Origin of the sequence: Actinoplanes sp. NPDC023801 (assembly GCF_040639655.1) — a bacterium.
GTDB lineage: Bacteria > Actinomycetota > Actinomycetes > Mycobacteriales > Micromonosporaceae > Actinoplanes.
On record NZ_JBFAAI010000003.1, the window covers coordinates 464,730 to 490,740 of the forward strand.

Sequence of the window (26,011 nt, forward strand, 5' to 3'; positions counted from 1 at the left end):
ACGATGAAATTTGGCGGGTACGGGCACCGGCCGGGAACGCGCCGGGCTACGCTGCGGCCGTGCCCGCACACCGCCGGATCGCCGCGTTGCTGATCTCGTCCTGCCTGTCGCCTCTGCTGCTGTCGGCCGCCGCCTGCTCTTCAGACAGGCCCGACCGAGCCGCCGTGGTCGCAAAGATCCGGGCCGATCCCGACATGGCGGACGCCCCAGAAGCGGTGGTCGACTGCATCGCGGACTGGTACACGACCGACGCATCCGACAAGGCCCGCGAGGCGTTCCTGGCCGGAGAAGCCCCACCCGAAAGCGCCGGGCCCGAGATCCTCGAATGCCTCAAGAAAGCGACCTGACCCGGGCGTCATCCCATTCGCGATGAGGCGCACCTCGGCTCTCGAACGCTCCCCGCTACGCCCGGTTGACCTCGCCCGGCACCGGACCGCACGAACAGCACCTGGGCGACGTTCCAGCGCTCCCCAGCCCAGGCCATCATCGCGGCGGACTTCTTCGAGACCGTGACGCTGACCGGCGCCCGCCTGTACGTGCTGGCCGTGATCGAGCACGCCAGCCGCCGGGTTCGGGTTCTCGGTGTCACGCCCCATCCGACCGCCGCCTGGGTCGCGCAGGCTGCCCGGAACCCGGTCATGGACATGGAGGACACCGGCTGCCAGGTGCAGTCTCTGATCCCGTGATCGAGACGGCAAATACCCGGCCCTGCTCGACGCGATCCTGTCCGACGCCGGTATCGAGGTCGTGCTCACCGGGGTCCGGATGCCCCGGATGAACTCGATCATGGAGCGGTGGATCCAGTCCTGCCGCCATGAGCTACTCGACCGGACCCTGATCTTCAACCAGGCGCATCTGCTGTACGCCCTGCGCGAGTACGAACGCCACTACAACGACCACCGGCCGCACCGGGGCATCGCCAACGCCCGACCACGCGCACCGCTACCCGAGCCAACCACCGGCCCGGCGACCCTCGGGCGGCTCCGCATCCACCGACATGATCGGCTCGGCGGACTCCTCCACGAATATGAGCATGCTGCCTGAACAGCACGGATGGCATTATCGGCATCCGCACGGCCAGCGTGCCGAAGATCACCGCGCGCAGGACCCACACACGGACGCGCCGGAGACCCCCGTGGTGCGAGGGCCTCCGGCGAGGCGGTTCCGTGCGGTGGATCAGGATCCGCGAAGGATCAGGTTGCCGTTGTCCGCGGCGCAGCTCTGCGAGCCGCTTGTTTCGCTGGCGCGTTTTGCGGCGCCGCATTCCTCGCGGCTTTATCCGGCTGGCGTTTCGTTCAAACCCAAACCACGCAGGATGTTATCGCGGTTCGCGTTTGCGCGCAGCGCGGTCAAGGAATTCAAGCGGCCCAGCAAAGTCGTGGACGATGCGGGGCATTTCAAGTCTTGAATCGCCGACAAGGTTTTTTCAAAGCGTTGGATGCGGCTTTCGAGATCCGTTCCACTCGGAAGGTTCACATTCCTGAGCGCTACCTGCGCGTTCACTTGAGCTTGAGTGGGTGGGCAGCGACCGGGAACTTTTACCCCGGTAGGGCCCACGCGGTCGGCCGTCGCGTTCGGATTGCCCGGGCTGAACCCCAGCGCCGGCACCAAAGCGTTAATGTCACCAGAGCTGGCTCCGGCGTCCCCCGTCGCTCCACTCGCGGCCGCGTCACCGGATCCTGTGGCGGCTTTATCCGCGGGCGTTTCGTTCAAACCCAAACCACGCAGGATGTTATCGCGGTTCGCGTTTGCGCGCAGCGCGGTCAAGGAATTCAAGCGGCCCAGCAAAGTCGTGGACGATGCGGGGCATTTCAAGTCTTGAATCGCCGACAAGGTCTTTTCAAAGCGTTGGATGCGGCTTTCGAGATCCGTTCCACTCGGAAGGTTCGCATTCTTGAGCGCTACCTGCGCGTTCACCTGGGCTTGAGTGGGTGGGCAGCGACCGGGAACTTTTACCCCGGTAGGCCCCACACGGTCGGCCGTCGCGTTCGGATTGCCCGGGCTGAACCCCAGCGCCGGCACCAAAGCGTTGATGTCACCAGAGCCGGCTCCGGCGTTGCCCTGTTCAGCGGCCTGGCTCATCCCCGTGCCGACCGCGAGCGCCGAGCCGAGCAGCGCTGCGGCGGCACCGCCAATCACCAGCTTGCGCGTCCGGCTGCTGACTCCGCGTCGATACATGCACGGCTCCTGTTCGTCTCGGTACTGCTTGTGCCGAGATATACGAGCAATGATGTGGCAGCAGTTCATGACGCTGAGCAAGCATTCCTTAAAGCTTCTTTAACGTGACGCCCGGGGCGTGCAGCCGCCAGCATCGTCGCGCCCACGTCCGCGCGGCCCAGCTACGCCGCAGCGCCGAACCCCTACAACAGGGGTGGCGATCTGCACGACCCCTGGGACGGCGTATTCATCACCACCCAGAACGGCCGGATTGGTAGTTGCAGTGCCAACGCTTCTTCTGCTGATCTTCCCCGGGTTCCGTGGAGTCGACATGCGTGATCTTCTATGCCCGGTCGCTCCTGGAGGAGATTCGTGCCGAGAAGCTATCCACCCGAGTTCCGTCGTAAAGTCCTCGACCTACTGAAAGCCGGCAGGACCGTCACCCAGCTTGCCAACGACCTGCAGATCAGCGGTCAGACCATCTATGTCTGGCGCCGGCAGGAAGCGATCGACAACGGCGAACTGCCCGGCGTGACGTCCACCGACCTGGCCGAGCTGAGCAAAGCCCGCCGGCGTATCGCCGAACTCGACGCCGAACTGGCGATCCATCGCCGCGCCGCGGAGCTGCTGAAGGAGGCGGTGCCCCCAAAAGCCCGCTACGCGGCCATCAAACCCTGGCCGCTGAAGGGTTCTCCGTCGACCTGTGCTGCCGGGTGCTGGACGTGTCAGTGTCCGGCTACTACGCCTGGCGCAGCCGGCCGCCATCAGCTCGCTCGCTGCGCCATGCGTGGCTGACCGAAAGAATTCGCGCGGTCCATGCGGCTTCCCGCGGCACCTACGGCGCAGGGCGGGTTCATGCTGAACTCCGCCTCGGCCATGGCATCATCGTCGGACACAACGCGGTCGAAATGCTGATGCGCCGCGCCGGGATCAAAGGCCTGCCCACGCACCGCTACCGTCGGCCGCTGCGTGAGACTCCCACCGCCAGCGACCTGGTCAATCGCCAGTTCACCCGTGCGGCCCGGGATCTGTTGTGGGTCACCGACATCACCGAGCATCCCACTCGCGAGGGCAAGGTCTACTGCGCGGTGGTACTCGACTCGTTCTCCCGCCGTGTCGTCGGCTGGTCCATCGACGCCTCTCAAACCTCGGCTTTGGTCACGAACGCACTGAGTATGGCCATCAGCAACCGCCGCCCCGACGCCACCGTGATCCACTCCGACCACGGCGTGCAATTCACCTCTTGGGCCTTCACCGAACGCGCCCGCGCGTCCGGCCTGGTGCCCTCGATGGGCACGATCGGCGACTGCTACGACAACGGCATGATGGAGTCGTTCTGGGGCCGCATGCAGACCGAACTGCTGAACCGCAAGAAGTGGAAGACCCGCATCGAACTCGCCAACGCGATCTTCGACTACCTCGAAATCTTCCACAACCGGCAACGCCGCCACAGCTCGCTGGGCATGCTCACACCCAACGAATATGAAAGGCTCCACACCACCCTGTCGGTCGCATAGAACCAGCTGTCACGGCTCCACGGAACCCGGGGAAGATCATCCAAGGCTGGACCCGCTCGGGCTGAGAAGGATCAGTACAGCAGCCAGCGTTAGAGGTGAGCGAGTTTTATCCCGCTTCGTTGTGTTTTGCTGGTTGCTTACGGGCGAAGCACAGCGGAGGCGAGGAAACAGTGCCGGCCATTAGCAGCGGTGAACGACAGCAGCTCCTTCGCCACCTCCTGGATGCCGACGAGGTAGCTGCGCTCCGCTTCGCGGGCACCCTGCTCGACGCAGGCCAGGAGCCACAACGGGTCCTGGTCGACCTCATCGCTGCGGTTCAGGCAGAGATCGGCGAACTCTGGCAGCACCACCAGATCTCCGTGGCACAGGAACATGTGGCCGCCTACATCACCGACCGGCTGGTGACCACGGTTTCCGGGGCAGGCACCCCACCCGCGCGACACCACGGGTCGATCGTGGTGGCCTGCCCAACAGGGGAATGGCACGCACTGCCCGCACGGCTGGTCGCAGAGGTGCTGCAGTTACACGGCTGGCGCATCGAGTTCCTCGGCGCCAACGTGCCGCCGAGCGAACTGAGCCACTACCTGGGCCTGCGCAAACCTGACGCATTGCTGCTCAGCGTGACCCTGCCCGGAAACCTGCCCCAGGCTCACCGGTGCCTGCAGGCGGCCCGCAAAGCGGGCGTGCCCAGCCTTATCGGTGGCCGCGGCATCGGCGCGAACGGCCGGTACGCAAGTCAGATGGCCGCCGATGCCTGGGCAGCCGATGCACTGTCCGCCGCAACGGTACTGAGCCAATGGCCGCCGAGGCCATCCACGGCCCCGCGCACCACCAACCTCACCGAGGACGGCGAGTACGCCGTTCTCGACCAGGGCCGCTGGCAACTCATCGACAGCATACTGGACAGCTTCCGGCTGGAGCTGACACTGCTGCGCCGGCACTGGGCCACGCGAATGGACGAGACGATCGCCGAGCTGAACTACCTCCTCGACTTCCTTGCCGCCGCGGTCTACCTCGACGACCACACCATCTTCACGGACTTCATCGACTGGCTCCGCCAACTACGCACTGCCCACCACTGGCCGCCGGAGCCAGTACACGTCGCGCTCGCGACATTGTCCGAGCGGCTCCACCAGCAACCCCGCACGCGAGGCATCCTGGCGGCCGGCCAACAACGGCTGACGGCCACCCCCGCGCCCCACAACAGCTGACCGCTGCAGAGGCCAGACGGCAAGATCAACCTGTGGCGGGTATTGGCCTCACCCCAAGTGCAGGAACACGGCCTCCAGCGAGCCGCCGGAACCGGTCAGCTCGCCGACCGAGCCTGCCGCGAGCAGCCGGCCCTGACCGACCACGACGATGTCGTCGGCGGTCGCCGCCATCTCACCGGTCAGGTGGCTGGAGAGCAAAACGGTGCGGCCCTCGGCGGCGAGCCGCCGGCGGGTGTGCGGCGTGGTTGCCGTTGTCAATGGATTCCCGGGCGCGGTCCGGGTCGTCGCCATAACCGATCAGTAGGCGCAGGGTCATGTCGTCGAGGACGAAACGTGCCTGCTCCGCCGGCAGGAACCCGGCGACCGTCATGGTCACCATGCCGTGTCGCATGCTCCACATCTGAGCCGCCCAGACCGGGATCGACGAGTCCTGTGCCGCGGGGAACCGGCCTGCATCCACGCATCGGCCGATGAGGTCGACGATCCGCTGGTAGGTGCCGACGCCGAGATCATCGTCCTCCGGTGGCCGGTCGAGGAACATCGCCCGGTACAGGTGAGGGCTGGCCACGCCGCTGGCGAAGAAGACCGTGCCGGCCGCGACGAGGTCAGCGACCGGGTCGCCTGAGGGCGGCACCACGTCGAGCCGGCTGTCGAGGTGGGCGAAGGCCTCTTCGCGGACCGCCCGGCGAAGGTCGGCCATGGTCGGGAACCGGGAGTAGACCGCCATGGTCGAGGAACCGACCTCGGCGGCCAGGCGGCGGCTGGTCAGCGCGGCCGGACCCTCTTCGGCCAGGAGGCGGGCGGCCACTTCGACCAGCCTCGTCCGCAAATGCGGATCAGCGTTTCTCGGACTCACAGGATTAGCGTACCATCGATATATAACGACGATACATAACAACGGTACACAACGAGAGGGTGACCATGGCCAGCGATGCGACGAGTAGGCGCCCACCCGGCGACCACACGATCGAGGTTCGTGACCTCCGAATGCGGTACGGCAGGACCGACGTGCTCACCGGGGTCACCTTCAGCGCCCGGCCGGGTGAGGTCGTGGCGCTACTGGGCCCGAACGGCGCCGGCAAGACGAGCACCATCGAAATCCTCGAGGGTTTCCGGATGCGATCCTCCGGACAGGTGAAGGTGCTCGGTGCGGACCCCGCGCGAGCGGGCGAGCAGTGGCGTGCCCGGGTCGGGGTGGTGCTGCAGTCCTGGCGCGACCACAGCAGGTGGCGGGTACGCGAGCTGCTCGACCATCTGGCCCTCTACTACCGGGCGCACCTCACCGGGCCGCGCCGGCCGTGGGACGTCAACGAGCTGATCACCTCCGTCGGCTTGACCGACCGCGCCGACGAGCGGGTCGCCCGGCTCTCCGGTGGTCAGCGGCGGCGGCTCGACGTCGCGATCGGCATCGTCGGCCGTCCCGAGCTGCTGTTCCTCGACGAGCCGACGGTAAGGTTCGATCCCGAAGCGCGACACGAGTTCCACGATCTGGTGCACGAGCTCGCCGGAGACGACACCACGATTTTGCTGACCACGCACGACCTGGACGAGGCCGAGAAGCTCGCGGACCGGATCCTGATCCTGGCCGGTGGCACGATCATCGCGGACGGCACCGCTGACGAGCTGTCCCGGCGGATCTCCACCCGGGCCGAGGTTCGCTGGACCGTCGGCGGGACGCGTCACGTGCATTCGCCGGCAGATGCGACGACGTTCGTCCGCGACCTGTTCCGCCGGCATGACGATGCCGTCACCGATCTCGAGGTGCGCCGGGTCAGCCTGGAGGATACGTACATGTCGATGGTCAGGAAGTTCGAAGGCGGCCGTCGCGACGCGGCGGTCCGCGAGTTCGAGGGGGGCGCCCGGTGAGCACCACGATCAACGCGATCCGGGCGGGGCTGCTCCGGGGCCGCATCGAGTTCCGTCAGATGGTTACCACGCCACAGGACCTGTGGAACAACGTGTTCCCCAGCCTGATCTACCTGGTGGTCATGTTCTTCACCCGCGGGACGACGGTTCCGGGCACGGACTTCTCGCTCGGCGCCCGGACCCTGCCCAGCCTGCTCGGCATGGTGGTGGTGTTCAGCGGCGTCACCACGATGATGATGGCGCTCTCCGTCGAGCGCGAGGACGGCACTCTGCTGCGGGCCAAGGCCGTTCCCGGCGGCATGGTCGGCTACCTGGTCGGCAAGATGGTGCTGGTGGCCACGATGACGCTGGCCAACGTCGCCATCATCCTGCTACCGAGTCTGCTGTTTCTCGACGGGCTCTCGGTCGGCAGCCTCACCGCATGGGCGACGCTGCTCGGGATCCTGGTGCTCGGCATGATCGCGACTCTGCCGGCGGGTGCGCTCCTGGGTGCGATGCTGAACAATCCACGCAATTCCGGTGTGGTCATGCTGCCGCTGCTGGGCCTGGTGGCGATCTCCGGGATCTTCTATCCGGCCACCGGATTCCCCGACTGGCTCCAGACCGTGGCGTACGCCTTCCCGATCTACTGGCTGGGCCTCGGGATGAGATCGGCCCTGCTGCCGCACGAGATGGCCGCCGTGGAGAGCGCTGGATCCTGGCAACATCTGGAGACGGTCGGAGTGCTCGGCGCCTGGGCGGTGACCGGACTGATCGTGGCGCCGATCGTGCTGCGCAGGATGGCCCGGCGCGAGTCCGGTTCCACCGTCACAGCGCGGCGGGAGCGGGCACTTCGACACCCCGCGTAGAACAGCTCCGCAGGGCGGCGTATGCCCCGACTCGCTGAACCTACTCCAGAAAGCGTCTTGCTCAGCTGGCTGGCGACTGAGGGCGGCCGAGGCCTCCCGGGCCGCCGATCCGGGGCGCATCTGCGCGGGGTCGGCACGGCGATCGGCGATTGGGAAACCGACTCGCCCACGAAGGCCTGGATGAGGTTGGCGACAAGTATTCCGCGCCTTCGCTGCAAATCCGGTACCCATCGCATCGCGATGATGGGTATTACTTTGTCGGCATGACTTCGAAGTCGGCCACGCACTCACATCGGCTAGATCCGGATGTTGGGCGCCGGTGACAATGCGTCACAGCGGTCAGTGATGCTGGCTCACGTACGTACGAGGTAGAGCAACACCAGCCGTAGCGCCGACTCCTCCAGGACCGGGCCTGCCGCCCGCCCTGCTGCCGGTCTCGGCCGGCGCCCACCGGCCCGTTCCACCGTCATGGAAGTGGAACGGATCAAATCGAGCGCTGGCTGGCGAATTTGCCAGTGGTGCGGGCTGTCCGAGGCGACTGCGGTGCCGGGGACCACGCCGGTCGATGGTGCGGCGTTGACGTTGCCAGTCGGCTTCTGCTGGTGGCCGTGTGGTGATGGGGTGCCGGCCACGAGCGGTCGACTGGGGTGTGTCGCGGTCCTCGGGTGCGGTGGATTCGGACAGCCCGCACCGGTTCGGGGTGGGGTCAGTAGCGGAACTGTCCCACGAGGGTTTGCAGCTGGCCGGCCATCTGGGCGAGTTCGCGGCTGGCGGCCTGGGATTGGGTGATGCCGGCGGCGGCGGTCTGTGAGGCTTCGGCGACGGTGGTGATGCTGCCGGTGATCTGGCTGGTGCCGGTGGCGGCTTCGCTGACGCTGCGGGTCATCTCGGCGGTGGTCGCGGACTGTTCCTCGACGGCGGCGGCGATGGTGGCCTGATATTCGTTGATCTTCTCGATGACGTCGCTGATCGCGGTGATGGATCCGGTCGCGGCGTGCGCGTCGTCCTGGATGGCGGTAATGCGCGCAGCGATGTCCTCGGTGGCTTTCGCGGTGGCTTGGGCGAGGTCCTTGACCTCGGCGGCGACGACGGCGAAGCCCTTGCCGGCGTCGCCGGCGCGGGCGGCTTCGATGGTGGCGTTGAGGGCGAGCAGGTTGGTCTGCTGCGCGATGACGGTGATCAGGTTCAGCACGTTCCCAATCTCGGCCGATGAGGTGCTCAGCTTGCCGACGGTGTCGGTCGCGGCCCGGGCGTCGGCGACGGCCTGGGAGGCGACTGCGGCGGCTTCGGTGGCGCTGCGGGAGATCTCGCTGATGGAGGCCGACATCTCTTCGGCGCCGGCCACCACGGTGTGCACGTTGCCGGAGACCTGTTCCACCGACGTGGCAACCACCGCGGTCTGCGCGCTGGTTTGTTCCGCCATCGCGGCGATCTGCTCACTGGTCGCCGACAGCTCTTCGGAGGACGCGGCGACGTTCTGCGCGGTCTGCGCGACCGCGGTGATGGTCTCCCGGGTGCGGGCGTTGGCCGCGTCCAGGGCGACGGCCATGTGACCGATCTCGTCGGCGGTGTGGATTCCGGTCTGCTGGGTGAGGTCCCCACCGACCACGGCGGTCAGGACCGCGTCGACACGGCGCAGCGGCCTGACGATCAGGCGGGTGACCCACCACGCCAGCGCCAAGGCCAGCAGCACACCGGTGCCCAGGACGGTGAACAGCAGGGTGCGGCCCTGCTCGTAGATGTGGTGGGCGGCGTCGGCGTTCGCGGCTCCTTGCGCTTGTTCGGCCTTGGTGGCGGTCTCCAGTTCGGCCATGGCCTTGTCCGCCAGCGGCGCGGCCTGCTCGGTGTTGATCTGTACGAACTCGTCGAACCGGTGGGCCAGAGCGGCGGGGACCTGTTCGGTGTCGCGCACCGAACGGAACTGCTGCCACACGTCGGTGAACCGTTGCACAGCCTGCGGATTCGAGGCGGTGGAGGTGTAGGCGGCGAGGCTGGCCTCCAGGGCGGCGTCCGCGGCGCGCATCCGCTCCTGCGCGGCGTTCATGCCGGCTTTGTCGGCGCTGAGGGCGAGGTCGCGCAGCGCCACCCGCCCGGTGGTGGCCTGCACCCGGGCCTCGGCCAGGTGCCCGGAGGGGATCAGGTTGTTCTGCACGATGTTCTTGCTCGCCGCGTCCACGTCGGCCAGAGCATTGACGGCGACTGCGCCCGCACCTATCCCCGACAGTGCCACCGCGGTGACCGCGGTGAAGACTTTTGTGCCGACCTTACGGTCGGCGAACCAGCCCACCACGCCGCCGGAGGCCGTAGCACCCACCGTGACAGCAGAAGAAGCAGGAGAATCGGAGGAAGCCATCGACGTACCTTCCAGATCAGGGATCAGGGGGTCACATCGCCTCCGCGTCGGGGTCGGGCACCCCTGCCGAACACCAGACGAGAAACGACGTAGCCGTCCTTCGGCTAAAAAGACCGTCTCGCCACCCAAATGCACCAAGGAGTGACCCGCATCACCACCCTGACAGCCCTGACGCCGCCTGCTCTTCTTTTAGAACGCGGCGTTCCGCTCGTTCCACTTCCCCAAACTGGAACGTTCCGGTTTCAAGGAAGGTGGAAGGGTCCGTACCAAGATCGGTGTTTCCGGCTCTTCGGTTAGTAGGTCTCGGCGGCCGGCCAGCGGTCACCGAAGGTGATGGCGAAGGCGTTCAGCACCGGCTTCCAGCTCATCGTCCATCGCGCCCGGCCAGTCCCTGTCGGGTCCAGGCTGCGGGTCACAAGGTACAGGCACTTCAGCGCGGCCTGCTCGCTCGGGAAATGGCCCCGGGCTCGCACTGCCCGCCGATAGCGGGCGTTCAACGACTCGATCGCGTTCGTGGAACAGATCACCTTCCGGATCTCGACGTCATAGTCGAGGAACGGGATGAACTCGTTCCAGGCGTTACGCCACAGCCGGATCATCGCCCGGTATTGCGTACCCCATTTCTCTTCCAGGTCATCCAAGGCGGCCGCCGCCGCGTCCGCGTTGACAGCGGTGTAAATCGTCTTGATATCCCGCTTGATCGCGTCCGAATCGGCTCGCGAGGTCAACCGGAACGTATTCCTGATCAGATGAATGATGCAGGTTTGTACGATGGCCTGCGGCCACGCGGCTTCGATGCTGTCCGGTAATCCTTTCAGCCCGTCGCAGACGACGAAGAACACATCGGCCACGCCGCGGTTCTTCAGATCGACCAGGACACTCAGCCAGAACTCGGCGCCCTCACCGCCGGTGCCGGCCCACAGCCCCAGGACGTCCTTGCGGCCGTCCACGGTGACGCCGATGGCCGCGTAGACGGGCCGGTTCGCGACCTGCCCGTCCCTGACCTTGATCACGATGGCGTCGATGAACACGGCGGCGTACACGCGGTCCAGTGGCCGTGACGACCATTCCGTCATCTCCGCCACGACTTTGTCAGTGATCCGCGAGACGGTCTCTTTCGACACCGACGCCCCATAGATCTCGGCAAAATGTGCGGAGATCTCCCCGGTCGTCATTCCCTTGGCATACAACGACAACACAATCTCGTCGACCTCGGTCAACCGCCGCTGCCGCTTCTTGACGATCTGCGGCTCGAACGTTGCTTCCCGATCCCGGGGAACCTCGATCTGCACTTCCCCGGCCACATCCGAGATCACCGTCTTACCCCGGCTCCCATTGCGCACATTCGTCGACTCACGGCCCGGGTCGGCCTGATTCTTCTCATGACCGAGGTGCTCGGTCATCTCCTCGTTCAACGCGGTCTCGAGCACGTTCTTGGTGAACAACTTCAGCAACCCGTTCGGACCCGTCAGTTCCAGCCCGCGGGCCTTCGCCTCGGCCACCATCGCCGCCGCAGCGGCCTGCTCCGGCGACAGCTGCCGCCCGTCACCCTCGATCTTCTTCCCTGGACTCACAACCTTCGATGTCATCACTCACAGTGCCCATCCCGCCAGACCTCAGCCCGGCGTGTCGGGCCGGAAACACCGCTCCTGTCAGTGTCACGCTTCGATGCGTCCCGGCGGGTTCGCTCCACCTGCTCGATGCCTTCGTGGCTTATGTGCATGCTGCGGCCCGCCGGACCTGAAGGACCGGCCGGTATGGCTTAAGAGGAGCCACCCGCGTCACCACGCTAAGCGAGAAGTGGGTCGAAGAGATCACCGACGAGGAACGGATCGCCCCACAAACCATCGACCGGTACCGAGGCACGCTGCGCACCGCCATCCTGCCGGCCCTCGGTGAACTCCGGATCCGAGAAGTGACGGTAGGGCGGCTCGACAGGTTCCTCCGGGAGATAGCCAAAAACCACCCGTCCAAGGCCAAGGGGGCGAAGGTTGCCCTCAGCCAGATGTTCGCGCTCGCGGTCCGTCACGGCGCGATGCCTACCAACCCCGTCCGTGACACCGGACGGCTCCGCAAGCCTCGCCGCGAAGTGACCGCTCTTGGAACCGAACAGCTCGAGGCCGTCCGAACGGCGATTCGGGAATGGCAACAGCCCGTCCCTGGCAAACCCGGACCTCGGCACACCGGCGATCTTGCCGACATCGTCGATCTCATGCTCGCGACCGGTGCCCGCATCGGCGGGATCCTCGCCATTCGGTGGTCAGACCTCAACCTGGGTGCAGACCGTCCCGTTCTAACCATCAGCGGCACACTGGTGTACGTCAAAGGCAAGGGCGTCTTCCGCCAGGACTGGAACAAGAGCGAGGCCGGCTATCGCACGATCGTCCTGCCTGGATTCGCGGTGGGGATGCTCCTGGCCCGCAAGCTCACCGCAGCGGAGAACGACCACGACGCCGTCTTCGCCTCCAGGAACGGCACCTGGCTACAGCTTAACAACGTCCGTCGTCAGTGGCGCCAGGCCCGAGCGGACACCGACCTCACTTGGGTGGTCCCCCACACCTTCCGCAAAACCGTCGCGACGCTCATCGACGAGGAGGCCAACACCAAGAGCGCAGCAGCCCAACTGGGTCATGGCAGCGAAGAGGTCACCACCACCTACTACATTGCCAAGCCCGCGATCGCCCCGGACAACTCCGCGATCCTCGAACGGCTGGGCAGACAGAACGACCGCTGAAGGTTCGGTCCAGAATCGCGACCGGCGGGCCGAATGATCGGCGGCCGACAACCCCTGATCGATGCTGACGATCCTGCCCGCCGATGCGGGTAAATCAGGGGTTTTCGGGGGACGGTTCAAAACTCAATAGGCAAAAACGAAAGCCCTGACCAGCATTCGTGCTGGTCAGGGCTTTAAAATGTCGGGCTGACAGGATTTGAACCTGCGACCCCTTGACCCCCAGTCAAGTGCGCTACCAAGCTGCGCTACAGCCCGATCCCGCCCGGCGCCTGAAGCACCGCGCGACATCTCCTACAGACTAGCAACCTCACCCATGCGCTTTTCCGCGACCCCCCGGGCCTGTCTTCTTTCGGGGCTTGACGGAAACCTCGATGGGCGAGCCCTCGAAGCCGAACTCTTCTCGCAGCTTGCGTTCGATGAAGCGCAGGTAGCCGGCGTCGAACGGGCCCGTCGTGAACAGGACGAACCGGGGCGGGGCCACACCTGCCTGGGTGGCGAAGAGGACCCTGGGGGCCCGGCCGCCGCGGACCGGGTGTGGCGTCGCCTGTGTCAGGGCGGTCAGCCACTGGTTGAGGGCGCCGGTGGGGATGCGGGTCTCCCACGATGTCAGGGCGCGCCGGATGGCGGGGGCCAGCTTGTCGACGGCCCGGCCGGTCTTGGCGGAGATGTTGACCCGTACGGCCCAGGTGACCCGTTTGAGATCGCGGTCGATCTCCTTGTCCAGGTAGAACCGGCGGTCGGGGTCGACCAGGTCCCACTTGTTGAAGGCGATGACCAGGGCTCGGCCGGCTTCGATGACCTGGGTGATGACCCGCTGGTCCTGTTCGCTGATGACCTCGCCGGAGTCGAGCAGGACCACCGCGACCTCGGCTGCCTCGACGGCGCCGGCGGTGCGGAGGGAGGCGTAGTACTCGGTGCCGGAGGCCTGGTTGACGCGCTTGCGGAGGCCGGCCGTGTCGACGAACTGCCAGACCTGGCCGTCCATCTCGACCAGGCTGTCGACCGGGTCGACCGTGGTGCCGGCGACCGAGTCGACCACCGCGCGTTCCTCTTTCGCGAGCCGGTTGAGGAGGCTGGACTTGCCCACGTTGGGGCGGCCGACGAGGGCGACGCGGCGCGGGCCGCGGACTCCGCCTTCGACCACCGGCGGGGTGGGCGGCAGGGCGTTGAGAATGTCGTCGAGCAGGTCGCCGGAGCCGCGGCCGTGCAGGGCGGAGATCGGGTGCGGCTCGCCGAGGCCCAGGGACCACAGCGAGACGGCCTCGAGTTCGAGGTTCTGGTTGTCGGCCTTGTTGGCGACCAGGATGACCGGCTTGTGGCTGCGGCGCAGCATCTTGACCGCGGCTTCGTCGACGTCGGTGGCGCCGACGGAGACGTCGACCACGAAGACGACGACATCGGCGGTCTGTACGGCGATCTCGGCCTGCGCCGCGATGGCCGCGGCACGGTCGCGGGCGTCGGGTTCCCAGCCGCCGGTGTCGACGACGGTGAACCGGCGGCCGCTCCACTGGGCGTCGTACGGGACACGGTCGCGGGTGACGCCCGGCTTGTCCTCGACGACGGCCTGACGACGGCCGATGATGCGGTTCACCAGCGTCGACTTGCCGACGTTGGGTCGTCCGACCACGGCTACGACCGGGACGGGGCCGACGTAGTCCTCGGACGACGGGTCGGCGGAGGAGTCGGGTCCGGAGAGGTCGAATCCGCCCTCGAAGTCGTTGAGATCGAGGTCGGCGGGAAGTTCAGTCACTTACTTACCTTGCTGTTCAGCAGATCAAGGAGGTGGGCGACGACGTCGTCGATGCCCATGCCGGTGGTGTCGACCTCGACGGCGTCGGACGCCTGCTTGAGCGGGTCGACGGCGCGGCTGGAGTCAAGTTTGTCGCGGCGGGCCAGGTCGGCCTCGGTAGCGGCAACATCGGTGGCGTCCTCGGCGCTGCGCCGGGCGGCGCGGGCGGCGGCGGACGCGGTCAGGTAGACCTTCAGGTCGGCGTCGGGGGCGACGACGGAGGCGATGTCTCGGCCCTCGACGATGATGCGCGGCTGGCCGGCGATGATCGCCTGCTGCAGGGCGACCAGGTGTTTGCGGACGGCGGGGACGGCAGCGACCGCGGAGACGGCGGCGGTGACCTCCGGGCCGCGGATCGGGGCGTCGACGTTGGTGCCGTTGGCGGCGAAGTGCGGGGCCCGCGGGTCGGTGCCGATCGACAGCTCGGTCTCCAGCGCGATCTTGGCGATGGCGTCGGGGTCGGCGAGGTCGGCGCCGCCCTGGAGCACGGCCCAGGTGACGGCGCGGTACATGGCGCCGGTGTCGAGGTAGACACCGTCGACCGCGGTGGCGAGGCGCCGGGAGACGGTGGACTTACCCGACCCGGAGGGGCCGTCGACGGCCACCACGCACTTCTCCGGCCGTTCTTGAAGTGCCACCGTTCCTCCTCGAGGGTCGCCACCGCCGAACCAACCCTCCCATTGTGCCGGTGAGCGCGGGCATCGACGAACCGGGGCCGGTCCGCTATGTTACCCATGGGTAACTAAGGAGGCCTGCCATGCCGACCATGGACCGCCACGAGGACGTCTTCGTACTCGACCTCGGCGACACCGAGAACCGCCTGCACCCCGACACGATCGCCGCCGTCAACGGCCTGCTCGACGAGGCCGGGAAAGCCACCGGCCCGGCCGCGCTCGTCACCACCGCGACCGGCAAGCACTACAGCCTCGGCCTGGATCTCGAGTGGCTGCTCGCCCACCCGGACCAGCGCGTCGCGTACGGGACGTCCGTCCAGGAGCTCTTCGCCCGCCTGCTCACCCTTCCGATGGTCACCGTCGCGGCCATGCCCGGCCACGTCTTCGCCGGCGGCGCCATGCTCTCGCTCGCCCACGATCTGCGCATCATGCGCGCCGACCGCGGTTTCTGGTGCCTGCCCGAGGCGGACATCGACCTGCCCTTCACCCCCGGCATGAGCGCGCTCATCCAGGCACGCCTCACCCCGCAGACCGCGCACGAGGCGATGGTCACGGCCCGCCGGTTCGGCGGCACGGAGGCCGCCGAACGCCACATCGTCGACAAGGCGCTCCCCGCCGACGAGGTGCTGCCGGCCGCGATCGCCCTCGCCCAGTCGCTGGCGAGCAAGGCCGGGCCCACCCTCGGCACGATCAAGACACGCCTGTACCCCGGCGTCCTCCAGGCCCTCCGCTCACCCAAGATCTAGCCGTACGGCCGGCGCGCTGAGACAAACCCGACAACCCAGATCCAGCCGTACGGCCGAAGCATCCCCGACCGAAAGCGGCGGCCACTGAAGTCTTCCGGCCTCAGGGCCGGGAGCACCCCCGCCACGACTGGCCAGCCCGTGCGGCCGCCCGTGACGGGGCCCCTGGTCGGCGACGGCCGGTCAGGGCAGGTTCGCAGCGTGTCACCGGCAGCGGGCAGAACTCGGCATGATCAGGCACGATGCCCTCGATGAGACGCAGACAGCGGGCGTCGACCAGAACCGTCATGCGGCAGATACTGCCGGGCGGGTATGACATTTTCTGCCCCGCCCGCCGGGCGGATATCAGGGAGACAGCCGCGCCCGGCGGGCAGACTCACACCCGCAACCGGCCAGGGTCGCAGAGGTGGGGCCTAGCGTGTCACCGCCGGCTCGGCGGGGACGGTGGCGGCTTCCTTCGGGCGGCTGCGGGAAACGGCCACACCGGCCAGGCAGAGGGCGCCGCCGGCCAGGGTGAGCCAGCCCGGGACCTCACTGAGGATCAGCCAGGACATCACGACCACGACGGCCGGCACCGCGTACGTGGTGGCGCCCATCTTGCCGGCCGTGGTGCGCGCCAGCGCGTACGCCCAGGTGGTGAATGCGATCGCGGTCGGGAAGACGCCCAGGTACACGACGCTCAGGGTGATCCGCAGCGGCGCCTCGGAGATGTCGGCGACCAGCTGCCCGGCGAACGGCAGGCAGGCGACGGCGCCGATCACGCACCCGAACGTGGTGGCCTGCAGGGCGGTCGCGTGTTTCAGGGCCGGTTTCTGGGCGACCACACCGGCGGCATAGGTGACGGCCGCCACCAGGCACAGGGCGACACCGAGCGCCGACGCGTGACCACCACGTGACATCGAGAAGCCGACGACGATCGTCCCGGCGAAGGAGACCCCGATGCCGGCGAGCAGTCTGGGCGGGAAACCCTCCTTGAGCAGCCAGCCGGCGAGCAGGGCCATCACGGCCGGGCCCACGTTGACCAGCATCGCGGCGGTACCCGCGTCGACCAGTTGCTCGCCCCAGTTCAGGGCGACCATGTAGACGCCGAACCAGATCACCCCGGACACCACGATCCCCGGCCAGGCGGCACGCGGCGGCAGGCCCTGCCGGCTGATCAGCAGGAAGATCAGCAGCGTGGCGGCGCCGGCCAGCAGCCGGCCCAGGGCCAGCGAACCCGGCGAGAAGTGCGGGGCCGCGGCCCGGATGCCGACGAAGGCCGACGCCCACAGGACGACCGTGACGGTCGCCGCGGCGACGGCGGCACGCGAGGGGCGTACGAGATCGGGGGTGTTCATAGGGAGAGCCAAGCGCGTCGCGCGGCCGGACGCTAGCGAAAAACGGACCTGGCGTTGCCTTTTCGGATTGTGGCCAGGGCGGATAAGACCTGGTGATGACCGTAGTAGCGATCAGAGTAGGCCGAGGGCGGTCACGGCATCGAAGGCGGGCATGCGTACGGCGTAGCGTGTGATGCCCCAGCGCTTCTCGTGGCGTTCGATCGCCGCGCGGATCTCGCTGACAGTGCCGATGAGGAGGAAGGGTGCGTCGAGTGCTTCGGAAACGCTCATGCCCAGCTCCTCGGCGTGCGGGGCCACCACCGCCTCGGCGTCGTCGGTGATCTGCATGACCTGCACCAGAGCCTCGAGCGCGGGCGGGTCCGTCCGGCCGGCCGAGCCCAGCCCGACCTGCTCCACCTGGGCGTCGATCTGCTCGGAACGCCATCGGGCCTCGTGGCTGTGGCCGTCCGGCAGCGTGCGCCCGAACCCGGAGAGTCCCACGATGTCGGCGTGTGTGCCGGCCCAGCGCAGCAGCCGGGAGTTGGCGGTGCCGAGCAGCAGCGGGACGCGGTCCTGGACCGGCCGCGGCTTGTCGAGGCGCGCCTCGGTCATGTCGAGGTGCGGCGTGTGCACGGTGACGGTGTCGCCGGCCAGCAACGCCATGGTGGCCTCGGCGACGGCCACGCATCGGTCGACACGACCACCGACGCCCGGACGTTCCCGGCCGACGGCGAGCCATTCGGCGGGGGTGTGCCCGGCGCCGAGGCCCAGGGTGGCGCGGCCACCGGAGACCACGTCGAGGGTGGCGACATCGGTGGCGAGCAGGATCGGCTCGCGCACGCCGGCGTTGGCCACGTAGGCACCGAGCTGGATCCGGCTGGTGACTGCTGCCGCGGCGGCCAGCGCGACGTAGGGGGCGGCGCAGGAGCCGGGATGGTCGGCGGCCTGCAGGGTGTCGAAACCGGCGGCTTCGGCGCGGGCGGCCAGTTCCAGCCAGGAGGCGGCATCAGCAGGTTGCGCCTGCAACGCGAACGAGGTCACCGCCCGAGCCTTCCACCGGCAGGCGACCGGGAGCACGCCATTCTGCGGACGGCAGACGCCGGAAGTGCGGGGTGGCTCAGACGGCCTGCGGGAGTTCGGGGCGCATGTCGGGCTCGAACTCCCGGAAGGTGCCTTTGCTCGTCCTCTTGGCTCGGTACATCGCCAGGTCGGCTTCCTCGAGCAGGCGTTCCGCGGAGCGGCCCCCGCTGTACGCGATGCCGACGCTTGCTCTGGTGTGGATGGTGCGGCCGGCGATGTCGTACGGCAGCGCGATCGAGTCGATGACCCGCTGCGCGATCTCGCGGGCCTGCCCACGGTGGTGCAACGGTTCGAGCAGGACCGCGAACTCGTCGCCGCCGAGGCGGGAGGCCATGTCGGTGTCGCGGACGGCGGCACGCAGCCGCCCGGCCACCGCGCGGAGCAACTCGTCGCCGGCGGCGTGGCCGAGAGTGTCGTTGACCTGCTTGAACAGGTCCAGGTCGAGGTACAGCAGGCCAGCTGTACCGGGGGCCGGAGCGGCGTCCAGCCCCTCCTCGACGCGCTGCAGGAACAGGGCCCGGTTCGGCAGTCCGGTGAGCGGGTCGTGGCGGGCCTCGTGCACGGCCGCCAGGGTGTGTGCGCCGGTGAGTGCCAGGCTGGCCTGTTCGGCGAAGGCGGCCAGCACGTCGCGTCCCTCCGACTCGCGGACCCCGGCCGCCGCTGACGGTGCGGTGATGACCAGGGCACCGGCCACGTCGCCGTCGATGTGGACCGGTGCGGCGGTCAGCCGGCCGCAATCCACCGGGCCGCCACCGGCGATTGCCCGGCGGGCAGCGTCGATCAGCGCGTCGGTGTCGCAGCATCCGGAACTGACCGAGGCGACCGCGTCCCTCAGCACGAGAGCGACCGGCACCCCGTCGAGCAGCCCGGACGCGGCTGCGGTGATCATGTCGAGGACCTCGGCGAGCGGGGTCCGCTGGTTCGCCGAACGCTGCACCCGCAGCAGGGTCTCCAGCAGTCGTTCCCGTCGTTCCAGCGCCTGCAGGAGTTCCAGCCGTGCGACCGCCTCCCGTTCGCGTTCCAGGCGCAACTCTCGTTCGGCCTCGAGGGTGCGCAGACCACGCAGGGCCAGCCCCAGAACGCGGGCCATGCCCTGCAGCATCTGTCGTTCCTCGGCCGCGAACGGCTCGTCGGCCCGGGCCACGATCAGCCGGTCCGTGGTGTCGCGGTCGAGGGTGTGCACGGAGACGTGCATCGGGCCGACGCTGGGGAACGTCGCGGTGTCGGTACCCGGGTCCAGGCTGGTGAACAGAGATTTCGAGGGGGTGCGGCCGAGCCCGACCGACGCCGGGACGTCGTCGCCGCACACCACCGCGGCCACTTCGGCGTCGGTGGACTCGGTGGCGCGCTGCACGGCGAGGCGGGCCGCGGTGACGATCGTCCCGGCGCGGGTGATGGCGCTGAAGAACTCGGTGAGCTGCAGAGTCGACCAGCCGGACATGAGCTCAACCGAAGGCGAGCGCGACGACGGTGAGGTGGTGCATGCCCTTGGCCTGCGTCTTGCGGACGATTTCCCCGTTGGAGTAGAAGCCGCTGTACGGGGTCGGTTTGATCGCGTCGTGCAGGCGGGCCGCGGCCAGGTCGGTGCCGTCGCCGCCGAGCGCGAGGGATCGTACGCAGCAGTCGAAGACCAGCAGGCCGAGCGGCTCGGACTCGAGGGCCGCGGTGGCCGCGGAGGCGGCGGCCGGTGCCGCATCGACGAGGCTGTCGGTGTCGGCCTCCATGAACCAGACCATGGCGCCTTCGGGGGTGTCGGCGAGGCCGAAGATCGATCGTGTCTGCGGGTCGGCCTGGAAGATGACCCGGATGTCCTCGCCGGTGCGGCGGGCCAGGCCGAGCGGCCGTACGGTCGCGAACTGCAGGAACGCCTCCGGGTCGGCGGCCAGTTCGGGGGCGCCGCCGGTGCGCCGCAGGTAGACGTCGAGGGCCGGCTCGCCGTCGAGTTCGTGGATGATGCCGTTCTCGCTGCGGGAGACGACCATCGGCTCACCGACGCGGCGCCAGCCGTGGGCGGCGCCGATGCCGAACGGGACGGGCGAGCCCAGGGTCGCACCGAGGACGGCGTTCGGCAGCACCTGCACCTCGGTGCCGTCGCTGAAGAAGTGGAACGTGCCGGTCTGGGTGACGTTGTCCCCGGCGCAGCCGCCGACGAGAGGCACCAGCGCACCGGCGACGGTGTAGGCGCCACGAACCATCTCCTGCTGGTCACCGCTGCGGCCGTCGCCGAGCAGCAGCACGACCCGGTGCTCGGCGTCGATGTCGTCGAGGCAGCTCGCGGCGCGGATGCCGGCCTCGTACAGGTCGACGCTGTCGTGCGGGACTGCGCGCACCGACACGTCGTAGCCGCCGAGCGCGTTGACGACGACACCGGCGCCGCGGCCGTCGGGCGTGAATTCCCCGGACGTGGAGCAGCCGATCATCAGCACGTCACCGCCGGCTTCGGCGTGCACGGCTTCGGCCATCTCACGGGTGGCGTGGGTCAGCGAGGCGAAAACGACCAGCAGTCCGGCGCGGCGTCCGCCGAGCGCCTCACGGCAGGCCTCCGCTCCGGCTTTGGCAGGGTCAGCCGCCAGGCTGCGTCCGACCCCGAACCACCGCTGCCCCGACGCGCCCATGTCCGCTCCCTCGGTTGCGGTCCGCCTCCGCGAACCATCCAGGCCAGAGGTTCGGCACCGGCGGGCAAGACCTTAGAAAGACCACCTTTGGTACGGCTACGAGGAGGCACCGGGGCCATCGAACGCGACGCGGGTGGCACACCGGCCCGACACGGCGCCTCCCTGGCTGCGGCGGCACTCACCGTCACCACCGGCTCGCGGCGCCTTCCCGGCTGCAGTGGCACTCACCGTCACCACCGGCTCATTGGTGAGGGCTCACCGGATGCAAGCCGGCCACCAACGATCACCTCGGAAGCTTCAGCCGATCAGCCGCAGGTCGTCAAGCGTGGCACCGGCGACGATCCGGGCGATGCTGTCGGCATGGTCACCACCGGCCAGTTGACGGGCGAGGTCGTCCAGATCATCGAAGTCACCGAATCTGGCTCGCAGAAGGACTCGCATTGAATCGACGTGCCCTTCGGTGATGCCCCGCTCGCGGTTGCGGCGGGCGATCTCGCGGCCGGACTCGGTCTGTTCGAGGATGTCGCTCATACCTCTCCTCTGCAGTGCATCGAGGATCTCGGCCGCCAGTGAGCCTCCCACCAGCATACCCACCTCGATCTGGACGATCTTCTCCTCGACGTCGGCGGTCGCGGCGATCCGGTCGGCTACGCGGTCGACCAGGTCGGGTGGTGGTTTCCGCGACCAGAGTGCCAGCGGTGCCAGCGGACCGCCGAGGAGAGCGTCAGCGTCCAGGTCGTCGGGCACGTTGACCGCCGGATAGTCGAGCCGCACCCGGTCGCGGTGGAAGCTGCCCGGCAATCCGCCACCGAGCGGCCAGATCACCACCTGGTGGATGCGGTGGTCGGTCCGGCGATACTTCAGGGCAAGGCCCGCCCAGTACGCGACCATTCGTTCCTGGAAGTCGTCGGTGCGCTGGACCTGGACCTCGACGTGGTAGACGTCGGCCGGCCGGGTGTCGTGGTGGCGGACCAGGAACACCTTGTCGCGCTGAAGGCTGCGCTGCCGTGGCAGTTCGGTGGGCCCGTCGAGAACCACCTCCCGGCCACCGAGCCGGGCGCCGCACAACAACCGCAACGCGTCGCGCGGGTGACGCTCCAGAAGTGTCTTGTACAGGCCGTCGAAGTCACGGGCCGGTGGCGGCTGGGCGGGAACGCCGTCGGTCACGATTGCTCCTCCCGCACCCGCTGGCGGGCGCAACCACAGTCTCCTTGATGGGCGACCAGTGGTCAAGCGACAGGTGAGACAGTGACATCTAGGCGCTGCGACACGGCGGAGGCACGGGATGCGCCCCCGCCGCCGGCCTCAGATGCCGGCCGCGCGTACGCCCTGGTGCAGCTGTGCGGCATTGTCGGTGAGTTCCTTCACGTCGCGGGCTCCGGCCGGCAGCGTCAGGTAGATGTGGTCGGCGCCCGCCTCGGCGAAGGCCGCCACGTCGTCGACGAGCTGCGAGATGCTGGCCGCGAGCGGCTGGCGCGGCTCGAGTGGCTGCGGGGTGACGCTCAGCACGGCGATCTGCACGGTGCAGCCGATCGGGGTCTCGCGGCCGGCCTGTTCGGCGAGTTCCCGGAGGCGGCCGAGGGTGGCGACCACCTGCTCCGGGGTGACACCGCTTGCCACCCAACCGTCGGCCCGGTCGACCACCCGCTTCAGCGCACGGTGCGAGCCGGGGCCGGCGCCGAGCAGGATGGGGATGCGGTGGGCCGGCTTCGGCCCGATGTCGGCGGCGGACACCTCGTAGCGTTTCGTCGCGAAGCTGACCGGGTTGGGGCCCCACACGGCGGCCGCGATGTCGAGGAAGTCGTCGAGGGACCGGCCGCGTTCGGTGAGCGGCACCGACGCGGTGGCGGCGAACTCGTCGGGCGACCAGCCGGTGCCGAGCCCGGCGGTCAGGCGGCCGCCGGAGGCCGCGTCCAGGGTCGCGAGTTCCCGGGCCAGCCGCATCGGCAGGTGCAGCGGCACCACGAGCACACCGGTGGCCAGCTCGATGCGTTCGGTGACGGCCGCGGCGGTGGCCAGGGTGATCAGTGCGTCGGACACCCCACGGTAGAGGTCCGGCCAGGGCAGCCCGGGAACGCCGTAGAGGCCGTGCGGGCCGCTCTGGTCCTCGGGCACGAGCACCCGCTCGAACACCCACAGGCTGTCGTAGCCGATCTCCTCGATCGCCCGGGCGGCGGCGATCACGTCCGGGCCGGGCGAGAACTGACTGAACTGGGGCAGGCTGACGCCGAGTTTCACCATGTGCCCGACGATTCCACACAGGACTTCGGAGCGCTGACTCCTTCCGGACAGCACAACGATTTCAAAGTCACATGACTTGGCATTGATCCGACCAGCCCGGCTATCCGTGGTCATCACCAACCGGGACAACCGCACAGGTCACACACAGGTCATGGAGGCACAACGTGCTCGCAGTCGTCCGCTGGTCCGCCGGGCCCCGCCGCGTGGCCGGGCTCATGATCGCCGCCCTGGCTCTCGCTCTTTTCGAACCCCGGGCAGCGTTCGCCGAACCCGGTGTGCCGAACCCGCCGAACAACCTGCTGACCGACACCGGCGAGGGCAACGTCGCCGAGGCCGACATCGACTTCGTGATCAAGGTGCGGCTTGCCGGGCTGTGGGAGATTCCGGCCGGCGAGATGGCGCAGAAGCGGTCGAAGAGCAACCGCATCAAGTCGATCGGCAGGGACATCGCCGATCAGCACGGCTCGCTGGACAGCCTGGTGCTGGCCGCGGCGAAGAAGCTGGACATCGAACTGCCGAACAAGCCGAACAAGGATCAGCAGGGCTGGCTGGACGAGATGGAGGCCGCCGAGGGCGAGGAGTTCGACCAGATCTACGTCGACCGGCTCCGTGCCGCCCACGGCAAGATCTTCCCGGCGATCGCCACGATCCGTACGAGCACCCGCAACGACACCGTCCGCAAGCTCGCACAGCGGACCAACCAGTTCGTGATGACCCACCTGACCCTGCTGGAGAGCAGCGGCATCGTCGACTTCGAGTCGCTGCCGACCGCGCCGCCGCCGAACGCCGCGCCCGCCGCCGCGAACTCGGCGAACCCGGTACTGAAGGCCGCCGACGCCGCCGGTGGTGGTACGCCGTCGCTGAGCCTGCCGGTGGTCGGCATCCTGGTGGCCGTCGGTGTGGGCGGGGCACTGCTGCTGTCCCGCAAGCTGATGCAGGACCCGCGGCGTCGCCGCAGATCACGTAACCGCAGCTACGGGTACTGACCCGTACCGGATTTGGTGAGGGGTGCCGTCCTCGGACGGCACCCCTCATGGCATGTCGGGCCCGGCCGACGCCGGTGCCACCGGCAAGAACCGCCGGCCGCGGGGTGACCACGATGCCCTCCGTCGAGCCGAAGATCCCCGGGTTGCCGCCCGCGGGTGGATTACGGAGCCGCCGGCCCGACCGGCATCGGGCGCCGACTGGCCGGGATCCGGTTCGCGTTGACGACCGCGGCACGTTCCGCCGATCGGATCCCGTCCCACTCGAGGACCGCCGTGTAGCGCACGCCCCGGCGCTCAAAATGTCCAGTGCGACGATGACGCGTACTCGATGATCGGTATCAGTCGCGGGCGGATGCCGGACGCGCTCTCGACGGCCCGGCAGCCGTCGACGGTCGAGCGGGTGTCACCTGTGGACAGGGATCCCCGAGCGTGTGGTCGCCACCGACATCCGTACCCTCGCCGGAATCGGTTTCGGAGCGGCGGAAGCAGCCGGCTGGAGGCGGGCCGCGATGGTGCAGAGCCGCTGCGGCGCGCAAGCATCCGCGCCGGAGGAGGGTTGACGATCCGGTGTCACCGGACACGCTGAGAAGAGTGTCACCGGACACGCTGAGAAGAGATCGCCTGTACACCGGAGCGCCGATTGACGGTCGCGGGAAGCGGGATGAAGGAACACGCTATGAAACTGGGGAGGAACCACTGAACACCATGGATCGCGCGGTGACCATCAGTCAGGTGGCCGCGCTCGCGGGGGTCTCGACCGGGACGGCCTCCAAAGCGCTCAACGGCCGGGGTGCTCTGCGGCCGGAGACCCGGTTACGGGTTCAGCAGGCGGCCGAGCGGCTCGGATTCGTCGCCAACGCGGCGGCCCGGTCGCTGCAGACCGGCCGCACCTACACGGTCGGCATGATCACCACGGACAGCATCGGCCGGTTCAGCATCCCGGTTCTGCTCGGTGCCGAGGACGCACTCGGGGCCGGCCAGATGTCGATCTTCCTGTGTGACGCCCGGGACGACCCGATCCGCGAGCAGTACTACCTGCGCAAGCTGCTCAGCCGCAAGGTGGACGGGATCATCGTGACCGGGCGGCGGACCCGGGCCCGCGCACCGATCGGCGTCGGGCTGCCGGTTCCGGTGGTCTACGCCTTCATCAGCTCGTCGGACCCGGGCGACTCCTCGGTCGTGCCGGACGAGGCGGACGGCTCCCGCCGTGCCGTCGCGCACCTGCTCGCCATCGGCCGCCGCCGGATCGCGCACGTCACCGGGCCCGAGCACCACCACTCGGCCACGATCCGGGCGCAAGGCGCGGTGGACGCCCTGGCCGCGGAGGGACTACGGCTGGCGGTCCCCACCCTGTACGGCGAGTGGAGCGAGGCATGGGGCCGGCAGGCCGCCGGAATCCTGCTCTCCACCGGCGCGGACGTGGACGCGGTGTTCTGCGGCAGTGACCAGATCGCGCGTGGCCTGACCGAGGCGCTGACCAAGGCCGGCAAGGCAATCCCCCGCGACGTGGCCCTGGTCGGCTTCGACAACTGGGACGTCATGGTCGACGGCTGTCAGCCGGCTCTGACAAGCGTCGACATGGATCTGGAAGGCATCGGGCGAACGGCCGCGGAGCAACTTCTCGCGGCGATCGACGGCTCCCCGGCACAGGGCCGGCACGCCCGTCCCTGCCGCCTGGTCCCCCGGGCCTCGACGGCGGTGTGAGACCCCGCCGCGCACCGCACCACCTCGGCACCGCCGGGACAAACGGTGTGTGACGGCCGTTCGAGATTGACACGAGAGCGAAGGGCAACGGTTTCCTGACGAGGCATTGACCCTCGTTGACAGACGCAACCGCTTGCCGAACAAGAATTTGTTAACGCTCACACCCCGTGACGCGGA

The 26,011-nt window shown here is 68.5% G+C and carries 22 protein-coding genes, 1 tRNA gene and 3 pseudogenes; 12 read left to right on the forward strand and 14 right to left on the reverse strand.

Translation table 11 applies throughout. From position 1 onward, the window contains the following. Positions 1-59 precede the first annotated feature (59 nt). The 3 genes from AB0G04_RS09125 (at position 60) to AB0G04_RS09135 (ending at position 1,044) form a co-directional block, all read left to right on the forward strand. Complete coding sequence (locus AB0G04_RS09125; RefSeq protein WP_360979078.1) at positions 60-347, forward strand: hypothetical protein; 288 nt, start codon at positions 60-62, stop codon at positions 345-347. A 162-nt stretch (positions 348-509) separates the two neighbouring features. Further along, positions 510-686 (forward strand): integrase, encoded by a 177-nt coding sequence (locus AB0G04_RS09130; RefSeq protein WP_360979081.1) that lies wholly within the window; start codon positions 510-512, stop codon positions 684-686. Between the two features lie 88 nt (positions 687-774). Continuing rightward, the gene (locus tag AB0G04_RS09135) at positions 775-1,044 is read left to right on the forward strand and encodes an integrase core domain-containing protein (protein WP_360979084.1); all 270 of its coding nucleotides are present in this window, start codon (positions 775-777) and stop codon (positions 1,042-1,044) included. Positions 1,045-1,275: 231 nt separating this feature from the next. On the opposite strand, the gene AB0G04_RS09140 is transcribed toward AB0G04_RS09135, so the two are convergent. Next, positions 1,276-2,178, reverse strand: coding sequence for a hypothetical protein (locus tag AB0G04_RS09140; protein WP_360979087.1), 903 nt, complete (start codon positions 2,176-2,178; stop codon positions 1,276-1,278). A gap of 351 nt (positions 2,179-2,529) precedes the next feature. Here AB0G04_RS09140 and AB0G04_RS09145 point away from each other — a divergent pair. From AB0G04_RS09145 to AB0G04_RS09155, 3 genes and pseudogenes are all read left to right on the forward strand, one after another. Next, positions 2,530-3,674: pseudogene (locus AB0G04_RS09145) on the forward strand (IS3 family transposase). A 170-nt stretch (positions 3,675-3,844) separates the two neighbouring features. After that, a pseudogene (locus AB0G04_RS09150) lies at positions 3,845-4,018 on the forward strand (B12-binding domain-containing protein); the annotation flags it as partial. Positions 4,019-4,033: 15 nt separating this feature from the next. Beyond that, complete coding sequence (locus AB0G04_RS09155) at positions 4,034-4,885, forward strand: cobalamin B12-binding domain-containing protein (RefSeq protein ID WP_360979366.1); 852 nt, start codon at positions 4,034-4,036, stop codon at positions 4,883-4,885. Positions 4,886-4,933: 48 nt separating this feature from the next. Here AB0G04_RS09155 and AB0G04_RS09160 read toward each other — a convergent pair whose 3' ends face one another. After that, a complete protein-coding gene (locus AB0G04_RS09160) occupies positions 4,934-5,083 on the reverse strand; it encodes a hypothetical protein (protein ID WP_360979090.1) in 150 nt (49 codons plus the stop codon). Further along, positions 5,058-5,693, reverse strand: coding sequence for a TetR/AcrR family transcriptional regulator (locus AB0G04_RS09165; RefSeq protein ID WP_360979093.1), 636 nt, complete (start codon positions 5,691-5,693; stop codon positions 5,058-5,060). The genes AB0G04_RS09160 and AB0G04_RS09165 overlap by 26 nt, the downstream gene beginning before the upstream one ends. A gap of 113 nt (positions 5,694-5,806) precedes the next feature. On the opposite strand from AB0G04_RS09165, the gene AB0G04_RS09170 reads away from it, so the two are divergent. Beyond that, the gene (locus tag AB0G04_RS09170) at positions 5,807-6,751 is read left to right on the forward strand and encodes an ABC transporter ATP-binding protein (protein WP_360979096.1); all 945 of its coding nucleotides are present in this window, start codon (positions 5,807-5,809) and stop codon (positions 6,749-6,751) included. After that, positions 6,748-7,599, forward strand: a complete 852-nt coding sequence (locus tag AB0G04_RS09175; protein WP_360979099.1) for an ABC transporter permease — start codon at positions 6,748-6,750, stop codon at positions 7,597-7,599. Before AB0G04_RS09170 ends, AB0G04_RS09175 begins: the two co-directional genes overlap by 4 nt. A gap of 706 nt (positions 7,600-8,305) precedes the next feature. On the opposite strand, the gene AB0G04_RS09180 is transcribed toward AB0G04_RS09175, so the two are convergent. Both AB0G04_RS09180 and AB0G04_RS09185 read right to left on the reverse strand, forming a co-directional pair. Further along, entirely contained in the window at positions 8,306-10,087 is a 1,782-nt protein-coding gene (locus AB0G04_RS09180; RefSeq protein WP_360979369.1) for a methyl-accepting chemotaxis protein, read from the reverse strand. Between the two features lie 158 nt (positions 10,088-10,245). Beyond that, positions 10,246-11,541: an IS256 family transposase gene (locus tag AB0G04_RS09185; RefSeq protein WP_360979102.1), complete on the reverse strand. Its 1,296-nt coding sequence runs from the start codon at positions 11,539-11,541 to the stop codon at positions 10,246-10,248. Between the two features lie 185 nt (positions 11,542-11,726). On the opposite strand from AB0G04_RS09185, the pseudogene AB0G04_RS09190 reads away from it, so the two are divergent. Continuing rightward, positions 11,727-12,686 (forward strand): annotated as a pseudogene (locus tag AB0G04_RS09190) (tyrosine-type recombinase/integrase); the annotation flags it as partial. Between the two features lie 181 nt (positions 12,687-12,867). Here AB0G04_RS09190 and AB0G04_RS09195 read toward each other — a convergent pair. From AB0G04_RS09195 to cmk, 3 genes are all read right to left on the reverse strand, one after another. Further along, positions 12,868-12,941, reverse strand: a tRNA-Pro gene (locus AB0G04_RS09195). Between the two features lie 52 nt (positions 12,942-12,993). Beyond that, positions 12,994-14,436 carry a ribosome biogenesis GTPase Der gene (gene der, locus AB0G04_RS09200; RefSeq protein WP_360979105.1) on the reverse strand — a complete coding sequence of 481 codons (1,443 nt, stop codon included), beginning with the start codon at positions 14,434-14,436 and terminating at the stop codon, positions 12,994-12,996. Continuing rightward, positions 14,433-15,113: a (d)CMP kinase gene (cmk, locus tag AB0G04_RS09205; RefSeq protein WP_360979107.1), complete on the reverse strand. Its 681-nt coding sequence runs from the start codon at positions 15,111-15,113 to the stop codon at positions 14,433-14,435. Before cmk ends, der begins: the two co-directional genes overlap by 4 nt. Before the next feature lie 119 nt (positions 15,114-15,232). Here cmk and AB0G04_RS09210 point away from each other — a divergent pair, with 119 nt between their 5' ends. Further along, on the forward strand, positions 15,233-15,895 hold the full coding sequence (locus AB0G04_RS09210; RefSeq protein ID WP_360979110.1) for an enoyl-CoA hydratase-related protein: 663 nt from the start codon (positions 15,233-15,235) through the stop codon (positions 15,893-15,895). Positions 15,896-16,305: 410 nt separating this feature from the next. On the opposite strand, the gene AB0G04_RS09215 is transcribed toward AB0G04_RS09210, so the two are convergent. The 6 genes from AB0G04_RS09215 to AB0G04_RS09240 form a co-directional block, all read right to left on the reverse strand. Further along, positions 16,306-17,229 carry a DMT family transporter gene (locus AB0G04_RS09215; RefSeq protein WP_360979113.1) on the reverse strand — a complete coding sequence of 308 codons (924 nt, stop codon included), beginning with the start codon at positions 17,227-17,229 and terminating at the stop codon, positions 16,306-16,308. A gap of 111 nt (positions 17,230-17,340) precedes the next feature. Further along, a complete protein-coding gene (locus AB0G04_RS09220) occupies positions 17,341-18,249 on the reverse strand; it encodes an LLM class flavin-dependent oxidoreductase (RefSeq protein WP_360979116.1) in 909 nt (302 codons plus the stop codon). A 76-nt stretch (positions 18,250-18,325) separates the two neighbouring features. After that, positions 18,326-19,729: a GGDEF domain-containing protein gene (locus AB0G04_RS09225; protein WP_360979119.1), complete on the reverse strand. Its 1,404-nt coding sequence runs from the start codon at positions 19,727-19,729 to the stop codon at positions 18,326-18,328. A gap of 4 nt (positions 19,730-19,733) precedes the next feature. Beyond that, entirely contained in the window at positions 19,734-20,903 is a 1,170-nt protein-coding gene (locus AB0G04_RS09230) for an FIST N-terminal domain-containing protein (RefSeq protein WP_360979122.1), read from the reverse strand. Positions 20,904-21,200: 297 nt separating this feature from the next. After that, positions 21,201-22,070, reverse strand: coding sequence for a hypothetical protein (locus AB0G04_RS09235; RefSeq protein WP_360979125.1), 870 nt, complete (start codon positions 22,068-22,070; stop codon positions 21,201-21,203). A gap of 138 nt (positions 22,071-22,208) precedes the next feature. Then, positions 22,209-23,144, reverse strand: a complete 936-nt coding sequence (locus AB0G04_RS09240) for a TIGR03619 family F420-dependent LLM class oxidoreductase (RefSeq protein ID WP_360979128.1) — start codon at positions 23,142-23,144, stop codon at positions 22,209-22,211. 164 nt (positions 23,145-23,308) lie between these two features. Here AB0G04_RS09240 and AB0G04_RS09245 point away from each other — a divergent pair, with 164 nt between their 5' ends. Beyond that, complete coding sequence (locus tag AB0G04_RS09245; RefSeq protein WP_360979131.1) at positions 23,309-24,130, forward strand: DUF4142 domain-containing protein; 822 nt, start codon at positions 23,309-23,311, stop codon at positions 24,128-24,130. 705 nt (positions 24,131-24,835) lie between these two features. After that, positions 24,836-25,834: a LacI family DNA-binding transcriptional regulator gene (locus AB0G04_RS09250; RefSeq protein ID WP_360979134.1), complete on the forward strand. Its 999-nt coding sequence runs from the start codon at positions 24,836-24,838 to the stop codon at positions 25,832-25,834. The last annotated feature ends 177 nt before the right edge of the window (positions 25,835-26,011 follow it).

Bases quoted from the DNA above. Each gene is read 5' to 3' on its own strand.
- AB0G04_RS09210 (WP_360979110.1), top strand. From the start codon at position 15,233: ATGCCGACCATGGACCGCCACGAGGACGTCTTCGTACTCGACCTCGGC.
- AB0G04_RS09170 (WP_360979096.1), top strand. From the start codon at position 5,807: ATGGCCAGCGATGCGACGAGTAGGCGCCCACCCGGCGACCACACGATC.
- AB0G04_RS09215 (WP_360979113.1), bottom strand. From the start codon at position 17,229: ATGAACACCCCCGATCTCGTACGCCCCTCGCGTGCCGCCGTCGCCGCG.
- AB0G04_RS09225 (WP_360979119.1), bottom strand. From the start codon at position 19,729: ATGTCCGGCTGGTCGACTCTGCAGCTCACCGAGTTCTTCAGCGCCATC.
- AB0G04_RS09185 (WP_360979102.1), bottom strand. From the start codon at position 11,541: ATGACATCGAAGGTTGTGAGTCCAGGGAAGAAGATCGAGGGTGACGGG.
- AB0G04_RS09135 (WP_360979084.1), top strand. From the start codon at position 775: ATGAACTCGATCATGGAGCGGTGGATCCAGTCCTGCCGCCATGAGCTA.
- AB0G04_RS09250 (WP_360979134.1), top strand. From the start codon at position 24,836: ATGGATCGCGCGGTGACCATCAGTCAGGTGGCCGCGCTCGCGGGGGTC.
- AB0G04_RS09140 (WP_360979087.1), bottom strand. From the start codon at position 2,178: ATGTATCGACGCGGAGTCAGCAGCCGGACGCGCAAGCTGGTGATTGGC.
- AB0G04_RS09240 (WP_360979128.1), bottom strand. From the start codon at position 23,144: ATGGTGAAACTCGGCGTCAGCCTGCCCCAGTTCAGTCAGTTCTCGCCC.
- AB0G04_RS09230 (WP_360979122.1), bottom strand. From the start codon at position 20,903: ATGGGCGCGTCGGGGCAGCGGTGGTTCGGGGTCGGACGCAGCCTGGCG.